The organism is Actinoplanes sp. OR16 (assembly GCF_004001265.1).
Lineage (GTDB): Bacteria > Actinomycetota > Actinomycetes > Mycobacteriales > Micromonosporaceae > Actinoplanes.
The window spans coordinates 2724682-2745000 of the sequence record NZ_AP019371.1 but is presented as its reverse complement, the minus strand read 5'-3'; the positions used below and the strand labels follow the sequence as shown (position 1 = coordinate 2745000).

Annotated in this window: 20 protein-coding genes (1 of these 20 only partly in view); 5 read left to right on the top strand and 15 right to left on the bottom strand. The window is 71.3% G+C overall.

From position 1 onward, the window contains the following. Positions 1-160 carry the start of an ATP-binding protein gene (locus EP757_RS12715; RefSeq protein WP_232050483.1) on the bottom strand. Its footprint begins 407 nt before the window's first position, so only the first 160 of its 567 coding nucleotides appear in the window; its start codon is at positions 158-160; its stop codon lies off the left edge, out of view. Positions 161-310: 150 nt separating this feature from the next. Beyond that, the gene (locus tag EP757_RS12710) at positions 311-1123 is read right to left on the bottom strand and encodes an RNA polymerase sigma factor SigF (protein WP_127545402.1); all 813 of its coding nucleotides are present in this window, start codon (positions 1121-1123) and stop codon (positions 311-313) included. A 311-nt stretch (positions 1124-1434) separates the two neighbouring features. On the opposite strand from EP757_RS12710, the gene EP757_RS12705 reads away from it, so the two are divergent. Then, a complete protein-coding gene (locus tag EP757_RS12705; RefSeq protein ID WP_127545399.1) occupies positions 1435-2100 on the top strand; it encodes a DedA family protein in 666 nt (221 codons plus the stop codon). Between the two features lie 113 nt (positions 2101-2213). Here EP757_RS12705 and EP757_RS12700 read toward each other — a convergent pair whose 3' ends face one another. Beyond that, positions 2214-3284 carry a hypothetical protein gene (locus tag EP757_RS12700; protein WP_127545396.1) on the bottom strand — a complete coding sequence of 357 codons (1071 nt, stop codon included), beginning with the start codon at positions 3282-3284 and terminating at the stop codon, positions 2214-2216. 108 nt (positions 3285-3392) lie between these two features. Here EP757_RS12700 and EP757_RS12695 point away from each other — a divergent pair, with 108 nt between their 5' ends. Continuing rightward, positions 3393-4223: an SDR family oxidoreductase gene (locus tag EP757_RS12695; RefSeq protein ID WP_127545393.1), complete on the top strand. Its 831-nt coding sequence runs from the start codon at positions 3393-3395 to the stop codon at positions 4221-4223. On the opposite strand, the gene EP757_RS12690 is transcribed toward EP757_RS12695, so the two are convergent. Both EP757_RS12690 and EP757_RS12685 read right to left on the bottom strand, forming a co-directional pair. Further along, positions 4192-5412, bottom strand: a complete 1221-nt coding sequence (locus tag EP757_RS12690; protein WP_197725511.1) for a hypothetical protein — start codon at positions 5410-5412, stop codon at positions 4192-4194. The two genes, EP757_RS12695 and EP757_RS12690, sit on opposite strands and share 32 nt — an antisense overlap. A 6-nt stretch (positions 5413-5418) precedes the next feature. Beyond that, complete coding sequence (locus tag EP757_RS12685; protein WP_127545391.1) at positions 5419-7473, bottom strand: alkaline phosphatase family protein; 2055 nt, start codon at positions 7471-7473, stop codon at positions 5419-5421. 107 nt (positions 7474-7580) lie between these two features. On the opposite strand from EP757_RS12685, the gene EP757_RS12680 reads away from it, so the two are divergent. Further along, positions 7581-8765: a glycoside hydrolase family 18 protein gene (locus EP757_RS12680; RefSeq protein ID WP_127545389.1), complete on the top strand. Its 1185-nt coding sequence runs from the start codon at positions 7581-7583 to the stop codon at positions 8763-8765. Positions 8766-8776: 11 nt separating this feature from the next. On the opposite strand, the gene EP757_RS12675 is transcribed toward EP757_RS12680, so the two are convergent. The 7 genes from EP757_RS12675 to EP757_RS12645 all read right to left on the bottom strand — a co-directional run bounded on the left by EP757_RS12675 (position 8777) and on the right by EP757_RS12645 (position 15469). Further along, positions 8777-9454, bottom strand: a complete 678-nt coding sequence (locus EP757_RS12675; RefSeq protein ID WP_232050482.1) for a LamG-like jellyroll fold domain-containing protein — start codon at positions 9452-9454, stop codon at positions 8777-8779. 43 nt (positions 9455-9497) lie between these two features. Then, a complete protein-coding gene (locus tag EP757_RS12670) occupies positions 9498-9887 on the bottom strand; it encodes a RidA family protein (RefSeq protein ID WP_127545383.1) in 390 nt (129 codons plus the stop codon). 10 nt (positions 9888-9897) lie between these two features. After that, the gene (locus tag EP757_RS12665; protein ID WP_127545380.1) at positions 9898-10578 is read right to left on the bottom strand and encodes a hypothetical protein; all 681 of its coding nucleotides are present in this window, start codon (positions 10576-10578) and stop codon (positions 9898-9900) included. Positions 10579-10618: 40 nt separating this feature from the next. Continuing rightward, positions 10619-11827, bottom strand: a complete 1209-nt coding sequence (locus EP757_RS12660; protein WP_127545377.1) for a UDP-N-acetylglucosamine-peptide N-acetylglucosaminyltransferase — start codon at positions 11825-11827, stop codon at positions 10619-10621. A gap of 14 nt (positions 11828-11841) precedes the next feature. Continuing rightward, positions 11842-12429 carry a TMEM165/GDT1 family protein gene (locus tag EP757_RS12655; RefSeq protein ID WP_127545374.1) on the bottom strand — a complete coding sequence of 196 codons (588 nt, stop codon included), beginning with the start codon at positions 12427-12429 and terminating at the stop codon, positions 11842-11844. A 189-nt stretch (positions 12430-12618) separates the two neighbouring features. Beyond that, positions 12619-14190, bottom strand: a complete 1572-nt coding sequence (locus EP757_RS12650) for an alpha/beta hydrolase (protein ID WP_127545371.1) — start codon at positions 14188-14190, stop codon at positions 12619-12621. 76 nt (positions 14191-14266) lie between these two features. After that, a complete protein-coding gene (locus EP757_RS12645) occupies positions 14267-15469 on the bottom strand; it encodes an MFS transporter (RefSeq protein ID WP_127545369.1) in 1203 nt (400 codons plus the stop codon). A 77-nt stretch (positions 15470-15546) separates the two neighbouring features. Here EP757_RS12645 and EP757_RS12640 point away from each other — a divergent pair, with 77 nt between their 5' ends. Beyond that, positions 15547-16116, top strand: a complete 570-nt coding sequence (locus EP757_RS12640) for a TetR/AcrR family transcriptional regulator (protein ID WP_127545367.1) — start codon at positions 15547-15549, stop codon at positions 16114-16116. On the opposite strand, the gene EP757_RS12635 is transcribed toward EP757_RS12640, so the two are convergent. Together EP757_RS12635 and EP757_RS12630 are read right to left on the bottom strand one after the other, a co-directional pair. Continuing rightward, entirely contained in the window at positions 16017-17741 is a 1725-nt protein-coding gene (locus EP757_RS12635; protein ID WP_127545363.1) for an MFS transporter, read from the bottom strand. The genes EP757_RS12640 and EP757_RS12635 overlap by 100 nt on opposite strands. Further along, complete coding sequence (locus tag EP757_RS12630) at positions 17738-18163, bottom strand: MarR family winged helix-turn-helix transcriptional regulator (protein ID WP_127545359.1); 426 nt, start codon at positions 18161-18163, stop codon at positions 17738-17740. The genes EP757_RS12635 and EP757_RS12630 overlap by 4 nt, the downstream gene beginning before the upstream one ends. Before the next feature lie 110 nt (positions 18164-18273). On the opposite strand from EP757_RS12630, the gene EP757_RS12625 reads away from it, so the two are divergent. Next, the gene (locus EP757_RS12625) at positions 18274-18774 is read left to right on the top strand and encodes a hypothetical protein (protein ID WP_232050481.1); all 501 of its coding nucleotides are present in this window, start codon (positions 18274-18276) and stop codon (positions 18772-18774) included. A 1-nt stretch (position 18775) separates the two neighbouring features. Here EP757_RS12625 and EP757_RS12620 read toward each other — a convergent pair whose 3' ends face one another. After that, positions 18776-20314, bottom strand: a complete 1539-nt coding sequence (locus tag EP757_RS12620; RefSeq protein WP_232050480.1) for an APC family permease — start codon at positions 20312-20314, stop codon at positions 18776-18778. Between the last annotated feature and the right edge of the window lie 5 nt (positions 20315-20319).

Below are 20319 nucleotides of genomic sequence, written 5' to 3'. Positions count from 1 at the left end.
GAGGGGAAGCGGCAAGCGGTGGAACCAGTGACGGCACTACCTCGCTCACGGCCTTGCGCAACGCGGCCCGGAGAGGGCGCAGACCCGGGTAGTTCTCGACCGTCCATCGGCCGAGTTCCACCGCCTCACCCGGAGGCACCGAAGCGGGAAGCGCGGTCATGACGTCCATCTTGCCCGCTCGGCCGAGATCCGCACTGGCCCGACCAGTCCACATCCGGTGGCACAAACAGGTCTTATCTGAAGTAACCAGACAGAACAGCGGCGCCGACCCGGAACCGGGTCGGCGCCACCACTTACACGGGGAGGGCGATCAGATCGCGTCGGCGGACAGCTGGCCGCGCAGCTTCGTCAGAGCCTTGGTGAGCAGGCGCGACACGTGCATCTGCGAGATGCCGATCTGGTCGGCGATCTGCGACTGCGTCAGGTTGCCGTAGAAGCGGAGCGTCAGGATCTTCTGCTCCCGCTCGTCGAGAGTTGCGAGCGCGGGACCGAGGGACACGCGGGTCTCGGCGATCTCGTACTCGTGGTCCTCGCCGCCGAGCGTGTCGCCGAGCTCGGTGTTGCCGTCCGCGGAGATCGGGGTGGAGAGGCTCGTCGCGTTGTAGGCACGCGCGCCCTCCAGACCCTCGAGCACCTCCTCCTCGGTGATCCCGAGGTGGACGGCGATGTCAGCGACCGTCGGAGAACGGCCGAGCGAGTGGGTGAGCGTGCTGTTGGCCTCGGTGATCGCCAGGCGCAGCTCCTGCAGCCGGCGGGGCACCCGCACGGACCAGGTCCGGTCGCGGAAGTGCCGCTTGATCTCACCGATGATGGTCGGGATCGCGTAGCCGGCGAAGTCGACACCGCGCTCCGGATCGAACTTGTCAACGGCCTTGATCAGGCCGACGGTGGCGGTCTGGATGAGGTCGTCGGTGGGTTCGCCACGGCCCGAGTAGCGGTGGGCGAGGTGACGCGCCAGCGGCAGCCAGGCCTCGATCGCCTGGTCCCGCAGCGACGCACGGGACGGGTGGCCGGCCGGCATCGCGGCGAGGGCGCTGAGCAGTTCGGCCGCGCTGTCCACCGGAGCCTTGGCACTGGCAGCGGTCTTTGACGGCACCGCCGTCTTCGTCTCGGTCACGGTCATGTCGTGGTCCTCCCTGACACCTTTCCGGAGAGCCGGCCCCTCGAAAGGGGCCCGTGTCGGTAAGGGCGTCCATATCCAGCGGACGGCATCGGCTAAACGCCGCCCGGGCACACTTGGCCGTTCGGTTATGGAGACTCTAACTGACAGGCCTAGAGATGACTAGCCGAAAGTATGAGTCATTTACCGTACGAAACATGCATGAAAGCGATATACGCCCGTCTGAAGATCGCCGCTTCGCGAGCCTGAACGGGAAAAAGGTCCGACCGCAGGTCCATGTGGCCTCGCTCCTTGGTGGCGCTACCGTGTAGCGGATGCCACCTTCAGCCGATCTCCCCGGGTTCCTGGACAGCGTCGCGCCGATCCTGGACCGCTGGGGCTACCTCGCCATCGGCGGAGTCATCGGCGTGGAGAGTTTCGGCGTACCGGCCCCTGGTCAGACGATCATGGTAGCGGCGTCCATCTATGCGGGCGCCGGCCGGATGAACATCTGGTTCGTCGCGGTCATCTCGTTCGTGGCGGCGGTGGCCGGCGACAACATCGGCTACTGGATCGGCCTGCGCGGCGGCCGCAAGGCAGTGCACCGCTGGGGCAAGTACATCTTCGTCACCCCGGAGCGGCTCGACCGCGCCGAGAAGTTCTTCGCCCGGCGTGGCAACCGGATCATCGTGGTGGCCCGCTTCATCGACGGGTTGCGCCAGCTCAACGGCGTGATCGCCGGCATCACGAAGATGCCGTGGCGCACCTTCCTGCTCTACAACGCGATCGGCGCGCTGCTCTGGGTCGGCTGGTGGTGCACGGTGGCCCACCTGCTCGGCACCCACATCGTCAAGATCATGGAGCACGCCCACAAATACTCCTGGGTCGCGTTCGTGCTCCTCCTGCTCGCGATCGGCGGATACGCCTTCTGGCACGTCCGGCACATCCGCCGCCGCCGGGCCCGTCTCGCCGCCGCGGTCGAAGAGCCACAGCAGACCTGAGAGACCTTTCTTCTGTACGGGGGAAGCACCGCCCCCGAAATCAACGAGGGCAGTCCCCGCCGCCCACTGCGGGAACCGCCCTCGTTTCCTAACCCCTGAACAAAGACCTGCTGTCAGCTCCCCTGCGACGGCTGAGTGGTCGGCGCCTGCCCACCGTCTTGCTGCTGCTGACCGTTCTGGCCCGGCACGCCGGGCTGCCCGTTCGCCGCGCCGGGAGCACCCGGAGCTGAGGCGCTGCTGTCATCACTGAGAGCCGCGGTGACGCCCGCACCCACGCCGGCGCCACCGAGAGCGGCCGCTACCAGGGCGGCGACCAGGGCGACCTTGGGATTCTTCTTGGCGCGACGCCCTTCGACGCGTTCCGGTGACCACGGTTCGGGTGTACCCGGGGCCGGCGTCGGCAGCGGACCGGTGTGGTCAGGCGGCGGACCGGCGTGAGTCGGTGGAGACGGCAACGAGGTGGTGCCGCGGGCAGTGCCGTGGGGGGTCATCGGTGGTACGGCCGGCGGGTGGTTCGGCTGCGAGGGCGTCTGCTTCACCCATGCGGACGGGGCCGGGGGCTGCCATGCCGGAGAGGGTTCGGTGAGGTCGCGGGGGACGTTCCAGGTCGCGGTCGGCTGCTCGGCCGACTGCCAGGAAGGTGGCACCGCATCGGGGACTCGGGTGGGCATCGGCCGGCCTGTGTTCCAGGAGTCGGCCACCTCCCGGGTCCACGGTTGGGGCACCGGGCTCTGCGGCGCCACTCCGGCTGCCGCTGACCAGGTGGTGTCGTTCCAGCCTGCGCCGGGGTCGTCGTACGAGGATGGGGGCGCGGACGCGGGCGGCCAGGCGCTGGGGGCAGAAGCACCGGTGGCCGCCCACGGATCCGCGACGCTGCCCGGGTCGTCCCGGGAAGCGTGCGCGCCGCCCGGCTCCGCGGGAGAGGCGAGCCAGGCGGCGTGCGCGCCACCCGGCTGCTCACCGGCGGTCGCGGGCGGAAACGAAGAAGCGGTCTCGGGCGCGGACGACCCGGCCGAAGGCGAGAACGGCCCGGCCGAAGGCGAGAACGACGCGGTCGGGGACCAGTCGGCGGGGACCGAGTTCGGGTCGGGGACTTCGGTCGGCCAGGTCGCCGGCTCGCCGTGCGGGGCGCGGGGGTACGCACCGGACGGGCGGCCCGGCGCGTACGGATCGTGCTTGGTCATCGGAGCTCCTCGGTTGTGTGCGGCGCTACCGGGAGAAAGACTGACCAGTCGGGCTATGCGGATCCTGTGCGGTCGTTAGGCACGGGTTATCAGAGAGGCGCGGATCGAGTGCAGCGGTTCACCTTCGCGGGACGTACCTGTGTCATCACCGGGGCGGCCGGCGGGATCGGCGGGGCGCTCGCCGTCGAGCTGGCGAAGAGGCGCGCTGTTCTGGCTCTCGTCGACCGGGACGCCGAAGGCCTGGAACGGGTGGCCGACGTTTGCCGTGAGGTCGGAAGAGCTGAAGTGTCGACGTACGACATGGATTTGAGCGATGGAGGCGACCGCCTTGACCTGGCCGCGGCGGTCTTGGGCCGCCATGGCCCGGCCGATCTTGTGATCAACAACGCCGGGGTGACGCTGACCGGGACGTTCGAGCAGAACAGCATCGCCGACGTGGACTGGCTTCTGGAGATCAACCTGCACGCGGTGATCCGGACGACGAAGGCGTTCCTGCCGCAGCTGCTGGACCGGCCGGGATCGCACATCGTCAACATGTCGAGCCTGTTCGGGCTGCTCGCGCCGCCGGGGCAGGTGGCGTACGCGACGAGCAAGTACGCGGTTCGCGGTTTCACCGAGGCGCTGCGGCACGAGCTGGCGCCGCGCGAGGTGGGGGTGACAGTGGTGCATCCGGGCGGGATCCGTACCGGCATCGCGGCGAACGCGCGGGTCAGCGGCCTCGACCCGGACGGTGAGCAGGCGGCGCAGGCTCGACGGTTCGCCGAGGCGGCGCTCACCATGCCGCCCGAGGAGGCGGCCCGGCAGATCGTCGCCGCGATCCAGTCCCGCCGCCCGCGCCTGGTGATCACCCGGGAGGCGCGGGCCGGTGACTGGCTGGCCCGGATCGCGCCGGCCCGGTACTGGACGATCAGCGAGCTGGTGGCGCGGCGACTCCGCTGAGCCGGGCCGCACCGCCCACCGCGGCGACTCCGCTGAGCCGGGCGGCACCGCCCACCGCGGCGACTCCGCTGAGCCGGGCGGCACCGCCCACCGCGTCGACTCCGGTGAGCCCGGCGAATCGCGGCCGGGCAACGCCGCCGACGGTGGTGAAGTCGCCGCCGGCATGGATGAGGCCGGTGTAGGGCGAGGCGCTGAGCACCCGCACCCCGATCACGCCGTTCGCCTGTGGCGCCCAGCCGGTCAGCTTGCCGGAACCGGTGATCGCTGCCAGTTTCACCCGCGGCTCGGAACCGTCGAGGCAGGCGCCCTGCGGGCCGTTGCGCGGAGTCAGGCAGGCCCTGTCGAAGTGTCCGCCGACATAGGTCACGCCGGCCCGGCGGGTGATCGCCACGGCGTCACCGTCGAAGACCCGCTGCCAGCGCAGCGAGCCGTCAAGGGTGTACGCCACGGCCCTGCCGCCCTGCCCGCCGGTGGCCGCGTACACCCCGTCGCCGTCCACCGTGAGCGCGTTGACCTCGGCGGTCACCTTCGGCCGGAAGTAGCGGTCCAGCTCGCCGGTGGTGCCGCTGACCGCGGCGAGGCGCAGGGTGCTGCTCACCCCGTTGACCTTGTGGAAGGCGCCGCCGAGGAACACCTGCGTGCCGCTCACCGCGAGGGTGTGCACGCGATCGTCGGCTTCCGCGCGCCAGCGCTTGTCGAGCCGGCCGTTCTCCAGGTCGAATGCGGCCAGGTTGCGGCGCGGCGTGCCGTCCACCGTGCTGAAGCTGCCACCGAGATAGAGCCGGTCGTTGCCGACGGCGAGCGTGTACGGCGTTCCGTCGACGAGATGGGAGAGAGCGTCGACCTTGCCGCTGGTCGGGCTGAGCCGGGCCAGCGAATCACGCTTCTCGCCCGAGATCGAGTGGAAGTTGCCGGCCGCGAAGACTCCATGATCGCTGGTGGCGAGCGCGCGGACGGTTCCGTCTGCCGAAGGTGCCCATTTCAGGATTTTTCCGGTGCGTGAGTCGAATGCCGCGAGCCGCTGCCGCGGATAGGAACGCCCACCCTGCACCGCCTTGGTGAACTCACCCCCCACATAGACGGTGTCCCCCCGGTACGCGACGGCGTAGACCGTTCCGTTGAAGACGGGCGTCGACGGGGAGACGACCGGTGGAGTCAGAGTGAGGAGGATGGCAGCCAGAAAACGCACACAGCACTAACCATCCCGGCTGGAGGAAAGTCGCGCGTCGAGGTCCTCCACATGCAGCGGCGGACTCGGCGGCAGCGCATCGCGGTCTCGCAGCCCCAGCATGGTCAGCCAGTCGACGAGCTGCCGGTGTACGGCGTCCGGGCCGTTCAGGACATGGCTGACCGGCCAGCCCGCCGGATGGACCAGGACGGCGTCGGTCTGCCAGCCGCCGAGGCCGCCGTGCGAGCCGACCAACTCCTCGAACGCCGCCACCTCATGCGTGACCGGGTCGACCGCGCTGATCACCACGAGGTCGCCGACGTGCGCCGCGCTCTGGTGCCGCAGCAGGTCATGGCAGGCGGACGGCCCGTACGGCAGGAGCGGATCGCTGCCCGCCACGAAGCCGTCGCGGAGGCGGTGGGAGCCGTCCGTCCCGTAGGCGACCGGGCCCTCCTCGGTCTGCGCCACCACCACGCCGACGCCCGGGTGCATGGCCAGCCCGTCGATCAGGTCCGGGTACGCGTGATCGATCGCCGCCCGGTGCAGCCGCCGCGGGAAGCGGGTCAGGTAGATCATCGACAGGTTGCCGGACGACACCACGAGCAGCGGCGCTGCCGGTGGCGCCGTGGTCTCCGGCACGACCTTGCCCTCCTCCTCGGCGGGCAGCCGCGGACCGGCCGCGTGATCCGGGCCGGCCAGCCGGTCGGTGACCTCGTCGAGGGTTTCGCCGTACCGCTGGCGGAACGTGGCGCCCTGGCTCTGCCCGTGATCGGAGAGGACCACGAGGTGGTAGTTGCGGGCCGCCTCCGGCGCGAGCCGTTGCAGCACGCCGAGCATCCGGTCCAGGCTCTCCAGCTGGCGCATCGACTCCGGGCGGGCCGGGCCGGCGTGGTGCGCGACCTCGTCGTAGTCGACCAGGTCGCAGTAGATCGCCGGCACGCCGCGGGCCATCTGCTCGGCCATCAGCGACACGTTCACGTCGCGCAGCAGCATCGACGCGGGACGCAGCGCCAGGAACGCGCCGGACCGGCTGACCCGGGGCTGCAGGTTGCGGCGCCGCTGGAGACGAGCCTGGTGCAGTTCGGTGAAGACCTCGGCGACGCCGAGCACGAGAGCACGCGTGAAGCCGTAGGGCGAGGCCATGAACGCGGCCCAGCCCCGTGCCGACCGGCCGGGCAGCGCCGCGTGGCTGACCGTGAGCAGGTTCGTCACGGCGTCGCCGCTGAACGCGTTGCTGATGCTCACGCCGCCGTCGCGGAGCAGGCCGTTGCCGTCGCTGAGCCGCTTCTCGATGATCGCGGCGTCGCGCGGGCGGTTGGAGACCATCAGCTTGCCGGTCTCCTTCTCGTACCAGCGGAAGCCGGGGATCTGCCGGGTCGCGCCGTGCAGGATGCCGGCCTGCGAGGCCGGGGTGGTCGACGGCAGCCCGGTGTGCCAGCCGCGCATCGTGTGGCTGCCGGTCCGCAGCCAGTGCCCGAGCGTCGGCAGGTTGCCGGCCCGGACCGCCCAGCGCAGCACCGGCTCGGCCACGCCGTCGAGCTGCACGATCAGCAGGCCCGGCTCGGCGCCGGGACGCGGGCGGCGGAAGGTGATCAGGGGACCGCCGGCCCGGCGGGCGGCCCGGCGCCGGACCCCGCGCATCAGCCGCCGGGCTTCCCGGACGAACGTGTCGTCGCTGCCGCTGTCGGCCATCCAGTCCAGCAGGGCGGCCACCACGACCGCCATGATCGCGGCGGCGACCAGCGTGGGCAGGCCGCTGATCTGCTCGGCCGGGTCGAGTTCCAGGGCGATCACCATGACCGCGACCTGGGCGACCACGCCGAGGAGCATGGCACCCCAGCCGCCGAGGGCGGTGATGCCGACCAGCAGCAGCGGCCGCAGCACCGCGCCGACGGCGGCCACCAGCACGACCAGGCCGAGGATGTCGAGCACGTCGGTGCTGGCGACCCCGGGCATCAGCCAGAGGGTGAGCGTGAGCACCACGAACGTGGTGACGGCGCTGCGCAGCACGGCGCGCATCCGGTTGAGGACGCGCCGCCAGGCGAACAGGGCGCGCACCTCGGTGCGCCAGCTCGGTGCCACATCTTGACGATGGCACAGGCGCGCTTCCCGCACCCATCGACGTCACCAACGACACGTTCGGGTGGTTGAGGGGCGGCTCGTGCTCTCCAGCGGTTAGCTTCGGGCGGGTGTTCGCCCGGTCCGCAGTGCTTCTCGTCCTCGTCCTGTTCCTCGCCGCCTGTGCCGACAAGCCCGAGCCACCGGAGAAGAACCCCCAGGTCGTGGCCGGGTATTTCACCGAGTGGGGGGTCTACGGCCGCGGCTTCAGGGTGAAGAACCTCCAGGACAGCGGCGCTGTCGGCCGGCTCACCCATCTGAAGTACGCGTTCGGCAAGGTCGACGGTGGCCGGTGTGCGGTCGGTGACCGGTGGGCGGCGTTCGAGAAGCCGGTGACGGCAGCGGACAGCGTGGACGGGGTGGCCGACACGGCCGGGTCGCCGCTCAAGGGCAGCTTCGGCCAGCTGCGCAAACTCAAGGCAGCCCACCCCGGCCTGAAGATCATCTGGTCGTTCGGCGGGTGGAGCGGCTCGGCCGGTTTCACCGCGGCGGCCGGCAACCCGGCACGGTTCGCCGAGTCGTGCCGCGCGCTGCTGAACGATCCGCGCTGGGCCGGTCTCTTCGACGGCGTGGACGTCGACTGGGAGTACCCGAACGCCTGCGGTGAGGTCTGCGACTCCAGTGGTCCGGGTGCGCTGACCGTGCTGCTCGCCGCGCTGCGCGCGTCTCTCGGCAGCCAGGCGCTGATCTCCGCGGCGGTGCCGGGCGACGTCGGGAAGCTGCGGGCCGCGGATTATGCGGGCGCTTCCCGGTACGCCGACTGGCTCGGTGCGATGACCTACGACTACTTCGGCGCCAGTTCCGGGTCGAAGGACAAGCGGACCGCCGCCCATTCGGCGCTGACCACCTACCCCGGCATCCCCCGGTCCGCCGCCACCACCGAGGCGACCGTCACCGAGTTGCTCGCCCTCGGCGTACCGGCCTCGAAGGTGCTGATCGGGGTCGGGTTCTACGGCCGGGGCTGGACCGGGGTGAACGGCGCCGAGCCGGGGACGAGCGCCACCGGCCCGGCGCCGGGGAGGTACGGCGACGGCATCGAGGACTATCACGTGCTGGTGGACCGCTGCCCGCCGACCGGGACCGCGGGCGGGCAGGCGTACGCGCGGTGCGGGTCGCAGTGGTGGTCCTACGACACCCCGGAGACGATCGCCGCGAAGGTCGCGTACGCCCGGCAGCGCTCCCTGGCGGGCCTGTTCGCCTGGGAGCTGTCCGGCGACACCCCGGACGCCGAGCTGCTGACCGCCCTGTCGAGATGAGGCCTGCCGAACTAGCCGATCTCCACCCAGACGTTGTCGAGGACCCCGTTGAACTGGTCGTTGTCCCGATAGGCGCCCTTCGACCCGATGCTCAGCGGCCGGTCGTTGCTGACCGACAGCGTCTCCGGCACGTTCGTCCAGGCGTGCCGCACGTCGTCCACGTAGATCTCCAGCCGCCCGCCGGTGCGCTGGCATCGCAGCCGGTGCCAGCGGCCGTCAGCGGTGCTGACCGTGCTGCGGGCGATCCGGATCGTCGGCCGCCGCTCGTCCACCAGCACGCAGCTGGGCCGGCCGGCCGTACCGTCGATCTGGAGTTTGTACTGGCTGTTCGCCCGGGAGTAGCCCTTCTGCAGCACGTTCTGTCCCGGGCTGGTCTGCCCCGGCGCGAGCAGCACGTCGGCGCCGAACGCGATGTCCCGGGTGCCGGGGTTCAGGTCGGCCGAGGTGGAACTCTGCAACACCACGTGCGGGCAGACGTCCTCGGTGCATCGGCCGGGGAACGCCAGCGCGGTCCCCGGCCCGTGCGCGACGGGACGCACCGCGCCCCCGCCGACCGAGAGGATCCGCAGGTTGTGACCGTTCCCCGACTCGTCGACGATTGACGTGGGCAGCCCGTTGAAGTCGTACCGGGCATCCGGCTCGGAGGGCTCGTCAGCGGCCTCGGCGGGCGTGGCGACGGCAACGCTCACGATGACCAAGAAGGTGATGGGCAAGCATGATCGCATGTCCGGATTATTCTTTTTGGAGCCGAGCCTCCGCCTCGATTTCGATCTTCATACGCGGATCGAGCAGCCCCACGACCATCATCGTGGCGGCCGGCCGGACGTCACCGAACCAGCGACTGAGCACCGGGGCGCAGGCCTCGAAGTCGGCGCCGTCCGGCAGCAGGTAACGGACCCGGACCACGTCGGCGATCGAGGCGCCGGCCTCGGCGAGCGCGGCGGCGATCGTCTGCAGGCACTGCTCGGCCTGCGCGGCCACGTCGTCCGAGATGGTCATCGTGGCGTAGTCGAAACCGGTCGTGCCGGAAACGTGCACCCGGTCGCCGTCGACCACTGCCCGGGCGTATCCGAACCGCTCCTCGAACACCGAACCACTGAAGATCGCACGCCGTTCCGTCATGCGCCCGAGCCTAGTGGCGCTCCTCGGGCCGCCCGGTCCGCGCGTCGTCCTTGCGGCCGAACAGCTTCCAGCCGCGCTTCTTCCTCTCGACGACCGGCTCGGCCACGCCGTTCAGGATGTCCAGCCGGTGCTTCGCGACCGGGTTGCCGGGTTCCAGCCGCAGCGAGGTGCCGAGCGCCTGCCGGGCCTGGTCGACGTGACCGAGCGCGGCGAGTGCCACCCCGTGGGTGAAGTAGTAGTGCGCCTCGTTCGGGTCGAGGCTGATCGCCGTACGGGCGGCCTGCTCCGCGTCGGCGATCTGCCGGTCGGCGGCGAGCAGCGCCCAGGCGACCCGGTCGTGCCAGAGCGGGTTCTTCGGTTCCACGACGACAGCGCGGTACGCCATCGACATCGCCTCGTCGTGCCGGCCGAGCAGGGTCAGCGCCCGGCTCGCGATCGCCAGCGGGCGCGGGTCGTCCGGCGCCAGCGTGGCGGCCCGGTTGGCGGCGTCGAGGCCGGCCTCCGCCTGATCCATCGCCAGCCGGATCCGGGCCATCAGGATCCAGCCGGGCGCCGAGGCGGCGTTGCTCGCCAGCACCGGCTCGAGCATCGCGGCGGCCTGTTCCGGTTGCATGTGCTCGAAGAGCGCCGCGGCGCGGGCCACGCCCACATCGGCCGGGGAGACTTCGGACGAGGTCTGGATGGGGGTCACACGGTCAACATCGGCCCCTGCGGGGAACAACTGAGACGAATCAGTGCGACGTACGTCTCCGTCGGAGGATCACCAGCAAACAGGCCAGGGCTGCCGCCGGCGCTGCCAGGAAGGCCGCGAACCGCCAGGCCGGGTCGGCCGCGTCGGTGATCGCCAGGCCGACCGTCGCCGCCGCGCAGACGCCGACGATCAGCCAGAGCGAGTTGGTGGAGAGGCCGCGGCCGGACTCGCCCGGTTCGTCGGCGGGCGCGGTCAGCAGCCGGACCCCGAAACCGGTCGCCGCCGCCGTGCCGAGCAGCGCCGAGAGCCAGCCGGCCGGCGCCACGATCGCGAAGAGCAGCAACGCCACCGCCACCCCCGCCGCGATCATCGCGACCCGCTGCCGGCCGGACGCGAGCAGTCCGCGCAGGTAACCGCGCAAGGCGGGGTCGAGCCGGGCCACGAAGAAGCCGGCGTAGGCGGCCGGCGCGAGGGCCGCCGCCGCCGCGATCACCCGGGCCGAACCGGTCGAGGTACCGGCGAGACGCCAGCCGAGGTACGCGAGAAGCGTCAGCAGGATCGCCGTGTAGACCAGGAACTGCCGCAGGGCGACGTCCAGCAGGAATCGGCTGGCCTGCTGGCTCGGGTCCGCCCGCAGCGCGCCGACCAGCCCTGATGCGCCCCGGGCGAGACGGCCGAGGGCGAACGGGTGATGGTGGACCACGTCGATCGCGGCGAGCTCGTGTTGGGCGACGGCGTTGTCCGGCTCCAGGGCCAGCGCGTCCCGCAGCGCCTGCCGGGCCCGGTCGCGCAGGTTCAGCTGCTTCATCACCATGGCGTAGGTGATCCGGAAGTCCGCCTCGTCCGGGCCGAGCCGCACCGCCTCCCGGGCGGCGTGCTCGGCCTCCACCGGGTGTCCGCCCTCTTCGAGGAATGCCCAGGCCAGCCGGTTGTGCCGGTACGGATTCTCCGGCTGGCGCAGCACCGCCTCCCGGGCCGTGGCGATCGCCTCGTCGTGCTGATCCAGGGCGGTGAGCACCCGGCTGAGCGCGGCGAGCGCGTCCGCCGACCCCGGGGCGTTGCGCACCGCGCGCCGGGCCACCTCCTCGGCGAGCCCGGGCGCCTTCAACGCGAGTTGCGCGTGCGTCATCAGGATCAGGGCGGTGACGTCGTCCGGTTCCGCGGCGAGCACCGGGCCCAGCAGTTCCGCGGCGGCACGGGGCTCGCCGCGTACCAGCTGGATCCGGGCCATCTCGACGGATCGGGTCACGCCAACACACCTGCCTAACGGACTTCGATCACACCCTCGGCGATCAGCCAGATGCCGAAGATAGCGAAGAGCGCGGCGGCGCCATACTTGATCACCTTCTCCGGCAGGTGCTTGCCGAGGTACCGGCCGACCAGGATGGCGAGCGCGTCGGCGGCGACCATGCCGACCGTCGAGCCGACCCACACGCCGAACCAGCCGTGCTGGGTGGCGAGCGTGATCGTCGCGAGCATGGTCTTGTCGCCGAGCTCGGCGAGGAAGAACGCCCCGCCGACAGCCAGGATCGCCGAGCCGGTGGAGCGTTCCGCCTTGCCCTTCTCGTCGTCGGTGAGCGTGTCACCGCGCAGCGTCCAGGCGCCGAAGCCCAGGAACGCGATGCCGGCGACCAGCGAGATCCAGCCGGTCGGGATGGCGGCGCCGAGGCCGTAACCGATGCCGACCGACACCAGGTGCACGACAGCGGTCGCCACGGTGATGCCGATCAGCACCGGAATGGTCTTGAATCGGGTGGCGAACGTCATCGCCATGAGCTGCGACTTGTCGCCCAGCTCGGCTACGAAGATCACCGCGAAGCTGATGCCCAGTGCGGCGAGGAAACCTTCCACGGAAACTCCCGGTAGACAGCGACCGGGCTTCGGGCGCAGGGCGACCTCGACCCGGCCGCAATTGTGACGGCCTGGTCGAAGGTCTCGCTCGCCTTTCCTGAAGAAAGGCCGCGCGGCCGGACGCCCGAGAGCGTCAGTGTGTCGACCGCGTCATTGGGAGCTACTCCCCTTCGCGGGGACGAGCATAGCTCATTGTCTGATCAGCAACTCCAGGCGCTTTCTGTTCACCGCGATCGCGGCGTTCGGCGAGGGCTGCGCGATCGGCGCGCACTCCTTGTCGGAGCGGTTCGCCTTGACGCGTTTCGGCAGCGCACCGGTCGCCAGGTAGTCGGCGATCGTGTCGTCGACGCACGCGTTGCCGAAGAGCGAACCGGCGTGCGTGGTTCCGCCGACACCCTCGACGAGCGCGGCCCGCGGGAAGCGGCGGCGCGCCTCGAGAGCGCCGGAGAACGGGGTGGCGGCGTCGAGCGTCTCGCTGATCATCAGGACCGGCGGGGTCTTCAGGCCGTTCACCTTGATCGGGCGCCCCGGCTCGGCGGGCCAGTGCCGGCACGGCGCGTTGTACCAGGCGTTGCCCCAGGTCTCGAACGGCGCCTTCTTGTGCACCCGCCAGTTGTCCTTCTTCCAGCGGCGCCAGTCGGACGGCCACTTGCTGTCGGTGCACTGCACGGCCAGGTAGATCGCGTAACCGTTGTCGGCGCCCGGTTCCTGCGGGTGGTTCTCGTCGTAGACCTTCTTCAGCGGCAGCGGGTCCTTGGAGTTCACCCAGGCCGCGAACGCCTGCGCGGTCTCCTCCCAGCCGAAGATGTAGTAGCCGGGCTGCAGGAAGACGTCGGTGAGTTCGGCCGGGCCGATCACGCCGCCGGCCGGCTTCCCGGCCAGCGCGGCGAGCTGCTTGTAGTAGAGCTTCTCGACGTCCTTCGCGGTCTTCCCGAGGTGGTAGATCGCGTCGTACTTGGCGATCCAGGCGAAGTAGATCTTGATCGCCTTGTCGAAGGCGATGTCCTGGTCGAGGTTCGACTCGTACCAGACCCGGCCCGGGTCGACGACGCCGTCCAGGACCATCCGGCGCACCCGCTGCGGGAAGAGCGTGGCGTAGACCTGGCCCAGGTAGGTGCCGTAGGAGAACCCATAGAAGTTGATCTTCTCAGCGCCCAGGGCGGCGCGGATCGCGTCGATGTCGCGGACCGTGTCCTCGGTGCGCATGTGGTCGAGCAGTTCCCCGCCCGCCTTCGCGCAGGCCGCCGCGTACGCCGTGCTCTTCGCGTGCCAGGCCTTCTCGATCGCCGGGGTCACCGGCACGTACGCCGGCCGGTCGTACCCCGCGTAGTCGCTGTCGCAGGTCAGCTTCGGGACGCTGGCCTCGACGCCACGCGGGTCGAAGCCGATCCAGTCGTACGCCGCCCCCGCACCCTTCGGCACGTGCGCGCCGAGCGTCGCCATGCTCCGGCCGGAGCCACCCGGCCCACCCGGGTTGACCAGGATGACGCCCTGGTACTTCGCCTCCGGGACGGTGTGCTTGATGCGCGAGACGGCCAGCTGGATCTTCCGGCCGCCGGGTTCGGCGTGGTCCATCGGGACGGCGAGCATGCCGCACTCGGCACCCTGCGCCTTGAGCGACGCCTCCGTGCAGGGGCCCCAGGTGATCGCCGCCGCCACGGTGCGCCCGCCGCCTCCGTAGGCCTCGGCCCGTGCCGCGGTCGCGGTAGCGCCGGTGGCGCACAGCGCGGCCGTGGTGGCGACCGCCCAGAACTTTCTCATGTTCGCCCCTTGTGTCCGATTCACCCCATATGTTGTGGGGTGAAACGGACGTGGGGTGGGAGTCCACGCCGGGCGGTCACGCTTTTTGTCGGGCCAGCTGAGCGATCAGGGCCACCGCTCCCAGCACCGCCACCGCACCGCCGTATCCCAGCGCGGTCTCGTGCAGGCCGATCCGGCCGGCCAGCACGCCGGCGATCACGGCCGGGAGACTGAACGCCACGTACGAGACGACCAGCGCCACGGCCATCAGCTCACCCCGCTCGTGCGGCGCGGCGATCCGGGCCAGCGTGCCGAACGACGCCAGTGACGCCGCGCCGAACCCGACGCCCGAGACGATCGAGCCGAGGGCGGCCAGGGCCAGGCTCTCGACGACCAGGCCACCGACGCCGATCACGCCACCCGCCGCCAGACCCGCGCCGGCGATCGCGAGCACCCGGGGGGTCGGCATCCGGCGCAGCAGGAACGAGGTCACCGCGCCGGCGCCGCAGACGAGCGTGACGACCAGGCCGCCGACGAGGTGGTCGTGCAGGCCGAACGAGTCGGCCGCCACCGACGGGCCGAGCGACATGTAGAGGCCGCCGAGCGCCCAGCTCGCCACGATGATCGGGACGAGGGCGAGCAGGTCGGCTCGCAGCCGGGCCGGGACACCGAGCTTCGGTACGAGCGAAGCCGCCCCGCCCGGACGCCGGCCCGCCGTCTCCGGCAGCAACGCCACCGCGATCGCCGCGAGGACCATCCCGGCCAGCAGCAGCGCGTAGATCAGGTGGGTCGGGAACGGCGCGTACTCCACCAGCACGCCGGAGCCGAGCGCGCCGACCCCGAGGCCGGCGACCGGGGCGATGCCGCTGATCAGGCCGGCCCGGCCGGGAGCGTGCCGCGGGTTCAGGTCGATGAGCGTGGCGCCGAGCGTGCTGAGCGCCGCGCCGGTCGCCACGCCCTGCACGATCCGGGCCGCGATCAGCGTGGTGACGTCGCCGGCCAGGACGAAGAGCAGCAGGGCCACCGCCTCCAGCGCGACCGCCCCGGCCAGCACCGGCCGGCGGCCCACGTGGTCGGACAGGGCGCCGAGCATCAGCAGCGCGAGGATCAGCGCTGCCACGTAGACCGCGAAGATCACCGTCAGTGTCGCCGCGGAGAAGCCCCAGAGCTGCTGATAGACGACGTAGAGCGGGGACGGCACGGCGGCCGCCGCCGCGAAGGTCAGCAGGATCGCCGCGACCGCGACGAAGGCCGCCGGATGTTTGAGGCGCTGGGATTGCTTCTCCATCAGCAGCGTCATGACTTCCCCCCATTGAACAGACAGGTCTGTCTAGCAGCACGCCGAGACTAGACAGATCTGTCTGCTATCGTCAAACCATGTCCGTCACCTCACCCCGTCGATCGGCCCGCGAGCGCCTGCTCGACGCCGCCGACGAGCTGTTCTATGCGGAGGGCGTGCACACGGTCGGCATCGACCGGGTGATCGAGCACGCGGGAGTGGCGAAGGCGTCGCTCTACTCGACGTTCGGCAGCAAGGACGAGCTGGTCCGCGCCTATCTGCAGCGCCGGCACGAGGAGCGGCGAGACCGGATCACCCGCAGTCTCGATCGCTTCGACGATCCGCGCGACCGGCTGCTCGGCGTCTTCGACTCGCTGGCCGACACCGCCCGGCAGACCGGCTTCCGCGGGTGCGCGTTCTACAACGCGAGCGCCGAGCGGCACCCGTCGAGCGTCGTCCAGGAGGAGGCGGACGCCACCCGCGCCTGGACCCGGTCACTCTTCACCGACCTGGCCCGAAAGGCCGGCGCCCGCGACCCGGAGGCGCTCGCCGCCCAGCTGATGATCCTCTACGACGGGTCGACGGCCGGGGCTCGGCTCGATCGCGGCGCGGGCGCTCCGGAGCTGGCCAGGGCGATGGCGTCGGCGCTGCTGGACGCGGCCCTCTGAGTTCTGATCATCGAGGCCAGCGCTCCCAGCACGGACATCCCGATCGCCAGCCAGAACACGACGACGAGACCGTCGTGGAACGGTCCAGCGATCAGCTGCGGGAAGAATTCGAGCCCGGTCAGGCGGTCGGCGTTCGCCGGGGGCAGCGCGCCGAGCACGTCCGGGCCGAGCAGCTCGGCGATCGGGTTGTAGCCGAGGAACGCCGCGAACAGCGTGCCGACCGGCGGGATCGAGGCGGCCGAGGCGGCGACGTCGGCGGGCACGCCCTGCGCCGTCAGGCCGGTGTCGAGGCTGTTCGGCAGCGAGTCGGCGAGCCCGGCCACCATCAGCGAGAAGAAGACGCCGATCGAGAGCACCTGGCCGGCGTTCTGGAAGGTGGCGCGCATCCCGGAGGCGGCGCCGCGCATGTCCGCCGGGACCGCGGACATCAGCAGTGAGGTGTTCGGGGCGGCGAACAGTCCGCCACCGAGTCCGTTCACAAAGATCAAGAGCGCGAATACCGGGTACGAGAAATCGCCCGGTATCAGCATCAACCCTGCGAACGACAACGCCATCACGAGCATGCCGACGACCGCGAAGAGTCGTGGCCCGTACCGGTCGGAGAGCACGCCGGACAGCGGCCCGGCGGCGAGGAACCCGATCGTCATCGGCACCAGGTAGATGCCGGCCCAGAGCGGCGTCGACTCGTACGAATACCCGTGCAGCGGCAACCAGATCCCCTGCAGCCAGATGATCAGCATGAACTGCAGTCCGCCGCGGGCCACGCTGGCGAGCAGGTTGGCGAGGTTGCCGCCGGTGAAGGCGAGGTTCCGGAAGAGGCCGAGCGGGAACATCGGCTCCGGCACCCGGGTCTCGATCACCGCGAACACCACCAGGGTCAGCCCGCCGCCGATCAGCCCGGCCAGCACCCACGGATTGGTCCAGCCCTGCGCGTGCCCGCCGTACGGCTGGATCCCGTAGGTGATGCCGGCCAGCACCGCGGTGAGCCCGATCGCGAACGTCGCGTTCCCCCACCAGTCGATCCGCGCGGGCCGCCGGCTGCCGGTCTCGCGCAGCGACCGGTAGGCCCAGATCGTCCCCGCGACCGCCAGCGGGATGCTGACCCAGAACACCGAGCGCCAATGCCACTCGGCGAGCACTCCGCCGACGACCAGGCCGATGAACGAGCCGGCCAGCGCCGACACGATGTTCACGCCGAGCGCCATGCCCCGCTGCTCGGCCGGGAACGCGTCGGTGATGATCGCCGCCGAGTTCGCCATCAGCATCGCGCCGCCGATCGCCTGCACGATCCGCCAGCCGATCAGCCAGAGCGCGCCGGCGCCGCCGGTGAACGGGTCGATCGCCAGGATGATCGAGGTGACCGCGAAGATGGCGAAACCGGCGTTGTAGATGCGCACCCGGCCGTACATGTCGCCCAGCCTGCCGAGCGTGACCACCAGAACCGCGGTGACCAGCATGTATCCCATCAGCATCCAGAGCAGATAGCTGACGTTCGCGGGCGACAGCGGGTCGATCGCGATGCCCTTGAAGATCGCCGGCAGCGAGATCAGCACGATCGACGAGTTGATCGTGGCGAGCAGGTTGCCCAGGGTGGTGTTGGACAGGGCGATCCACTTGTAGCTCACGGAAGCAGCTCGCTCACGTGGTCGAGGGCCGGCAGCGCCGCGGTGATCACGGCCCGGTCCTCCTCGGGAAGCTTGCGCAGCACCGCTGAGATCGCCGTGGCCCGGGCCGCCCGCCGCCGGGCCACCGCCTCCCGGCCGGCGTCGGTCACGCTGACCAGCACGGCCCGGCCGTCCGCCGGATCGCTGCCCCGCGACGCCAGCCCGTCCCGCTCCAGCCGGGTGATCAGCTGGGTCATCGCCGGCTGGGTCACGCCCTCGGGAGCGTGCAGGTCGCAGAGGCGCTGCGGGCCGTGCCGCTCCAGGCGCGCCAGGGTCGACGCCGCGGTGAGGCTGAGCTGCTCGCGCGGGGTGATCCGCCGGAAGGCGGCGTACAGGCGCTCGAAAGCGGACGCGACAGCGGCGTCCTCGGCCGGGATGTCCACGCCATTTTTATATCAGCTACTTATACAAGTGCGTTATGTAGTTCACTCCACTCCGACGCGCGCGCCCGAAATTTCCCCCTTCGACCTCCCGGCCTGTCACCATGCGAGACATGGACGAGTTCTGGCTCCACCCACGGCTGGGGACGGCAACTCGGGACGGCCTGGCACCGCGGCACTATCTGGTCGCGCTCCAGCACGCGGTGCAGACGCTCGACGCCGACCCGCGCTGGCAGCGGTGGTGGCACGGTTCCGGCCTGGGCGGCTGCGAGCTCGGCATCGTCACCGAGGGGCGGCTCGACCACCTGCGTCCCAGCGCCGACATCCGCCGGGTGGACGACCTGCTGCGCGCGAACTTCACCTGCGAGCTGCCACCGGTCGGCGCCGACCGGGACGAGCTGGCACGCCGGGCCACCACCGAGGTACGGACCATGTTCGAGGTGATCCGCGAGGCGATGGCGCTGCCCGACCTGCCGCCGACCCCGGAGCCGTCGGCGCCGCCCGGGGACGCGGACGAGGTGCCGGTGACCGCGAAGTCGCTGCCGTCCATCCCCCGCGAGCTGGAACAGCAGGGTTACCTGACACTGACCCAGGTGCAGGACTTCTTCGGCTGACCTACCCGTCGATCCGTTCCGGCCGATGGGCGCCGGGCGTGCGCTGCCTCGGGATCAGCGGGGCCGGACTCTGCGGCGTGATCACCACCGCCGTGCCGCACAACCCGATCCCCGCATAGCGCTCCGGCCAGATCCCCCTGATCACGGCAGCGTGCGCGAGACCCAGGACGAGGCAGCCGCCGATCGCCGCCGGAACGGCTCGGACCAGGGGATATCCGGCCGGCAGCCCGAGGATCCCGGGCAGGTCCGAGAACGCCAGGTAGGCCAGGCTGCCCAGGAACACAGTGGACAGAACCGGTGCGGCGAAGCGACCCCAGGCACCTTCGTCACCCGGCACGCGATTGAGGTGCAGCAGCGCGGCCAGCGACGTGACCAGCCACAGCACCAGGATGCTGAGCGCGCCGCCGAGGATCATCCAGCGCGCGGTCGCCGGGCCGGGGTCGGCGCCGGCCAGGTAGGCGCCGCCGAGCGCGGCCCCCGCGATCAGGGTCTGGGTCACCGAGGCGGCGCGCGGCGCACGGGTGCGGCGACCGGTCGACGACAGCACGGACGGCAGCACACCTTCCCGACCCATCGCGTACAGCTGACGGGCCATCGCATGGTGCAACGCCAGCACACCGGCCAGCACACCGACCACCAGGATCGCCCGGCCGGTCGTCATCGCCCAGGGCAGCAGCCGCTCACCGGCCAGGTCGTAGAGCAGCTCGCCCCGCCGGGCGCCGGCCACTCCGGCGATCCGCTCCGGCCCGGCCGCGACGATCATCGACCAGCTCAGGCCGCCGAGGAGCAGGGCGAGTAGGACCACTGCGCCGTACGCCCCGAGCCCCGCCGTCCGCCGCGGCCGCAGCGTCTCCTCGGCGTAGACGCCGGCGCTCTCGAATCCGGCGAAGGCCAGCACCGCGGCCGCCAGCAGCAGGCCGAGCACCGGCCGGCTCACCGCGCCGACGTCCGCGACCAGTATCGAGTCCTCGGTGATCCGCCCGCCGGACGGCTGCAGCAGGTTGCTCGCGCCGAGCCCGACGAGGACCGCCGCCTCGGCGACCGCGAGCAGGCCGACCACGCCGGCCGCCACCTCGATCCGCATGGTGCCGAGTAGCGCGACGAGGGCCCAGAACACGACGGCGCCGGCCCACCACGGGACGGCCACGTCGGTGACGGCCCGCGCCAGAGGCGTGATCGCCGCGCCGGCCAGCGCGTAGAGACCGAACTGGATCGCCTGGTAGCCGGCGATCGCCAGCCAGGCCGCGGTCAGACCGGCGGGACGGCCGACGCCGCGGGCCACCTGGGTGTAGGCCGCCCCGGCGCTCGGCGACCGGCGGGCCATCGCCGCGTACCCGGAGCAGAAGAACAGCAGCACCACCGCGAGCCCCGCGAACGACCAGGGCAGCAGTTGCCCGGCGCCGGCCGCGAACGCGTCCGGGACGAGAGTGATCAGGGTGACCACCGGGGCAGCGGCGGCCAGCCCGAAGAAGGCGACGGCTGCCGCGCCGATGCGACCGGAGGCCAGCGCGTACGGCGGTTCGTCCCCAGGCGTGGCCACGGCTT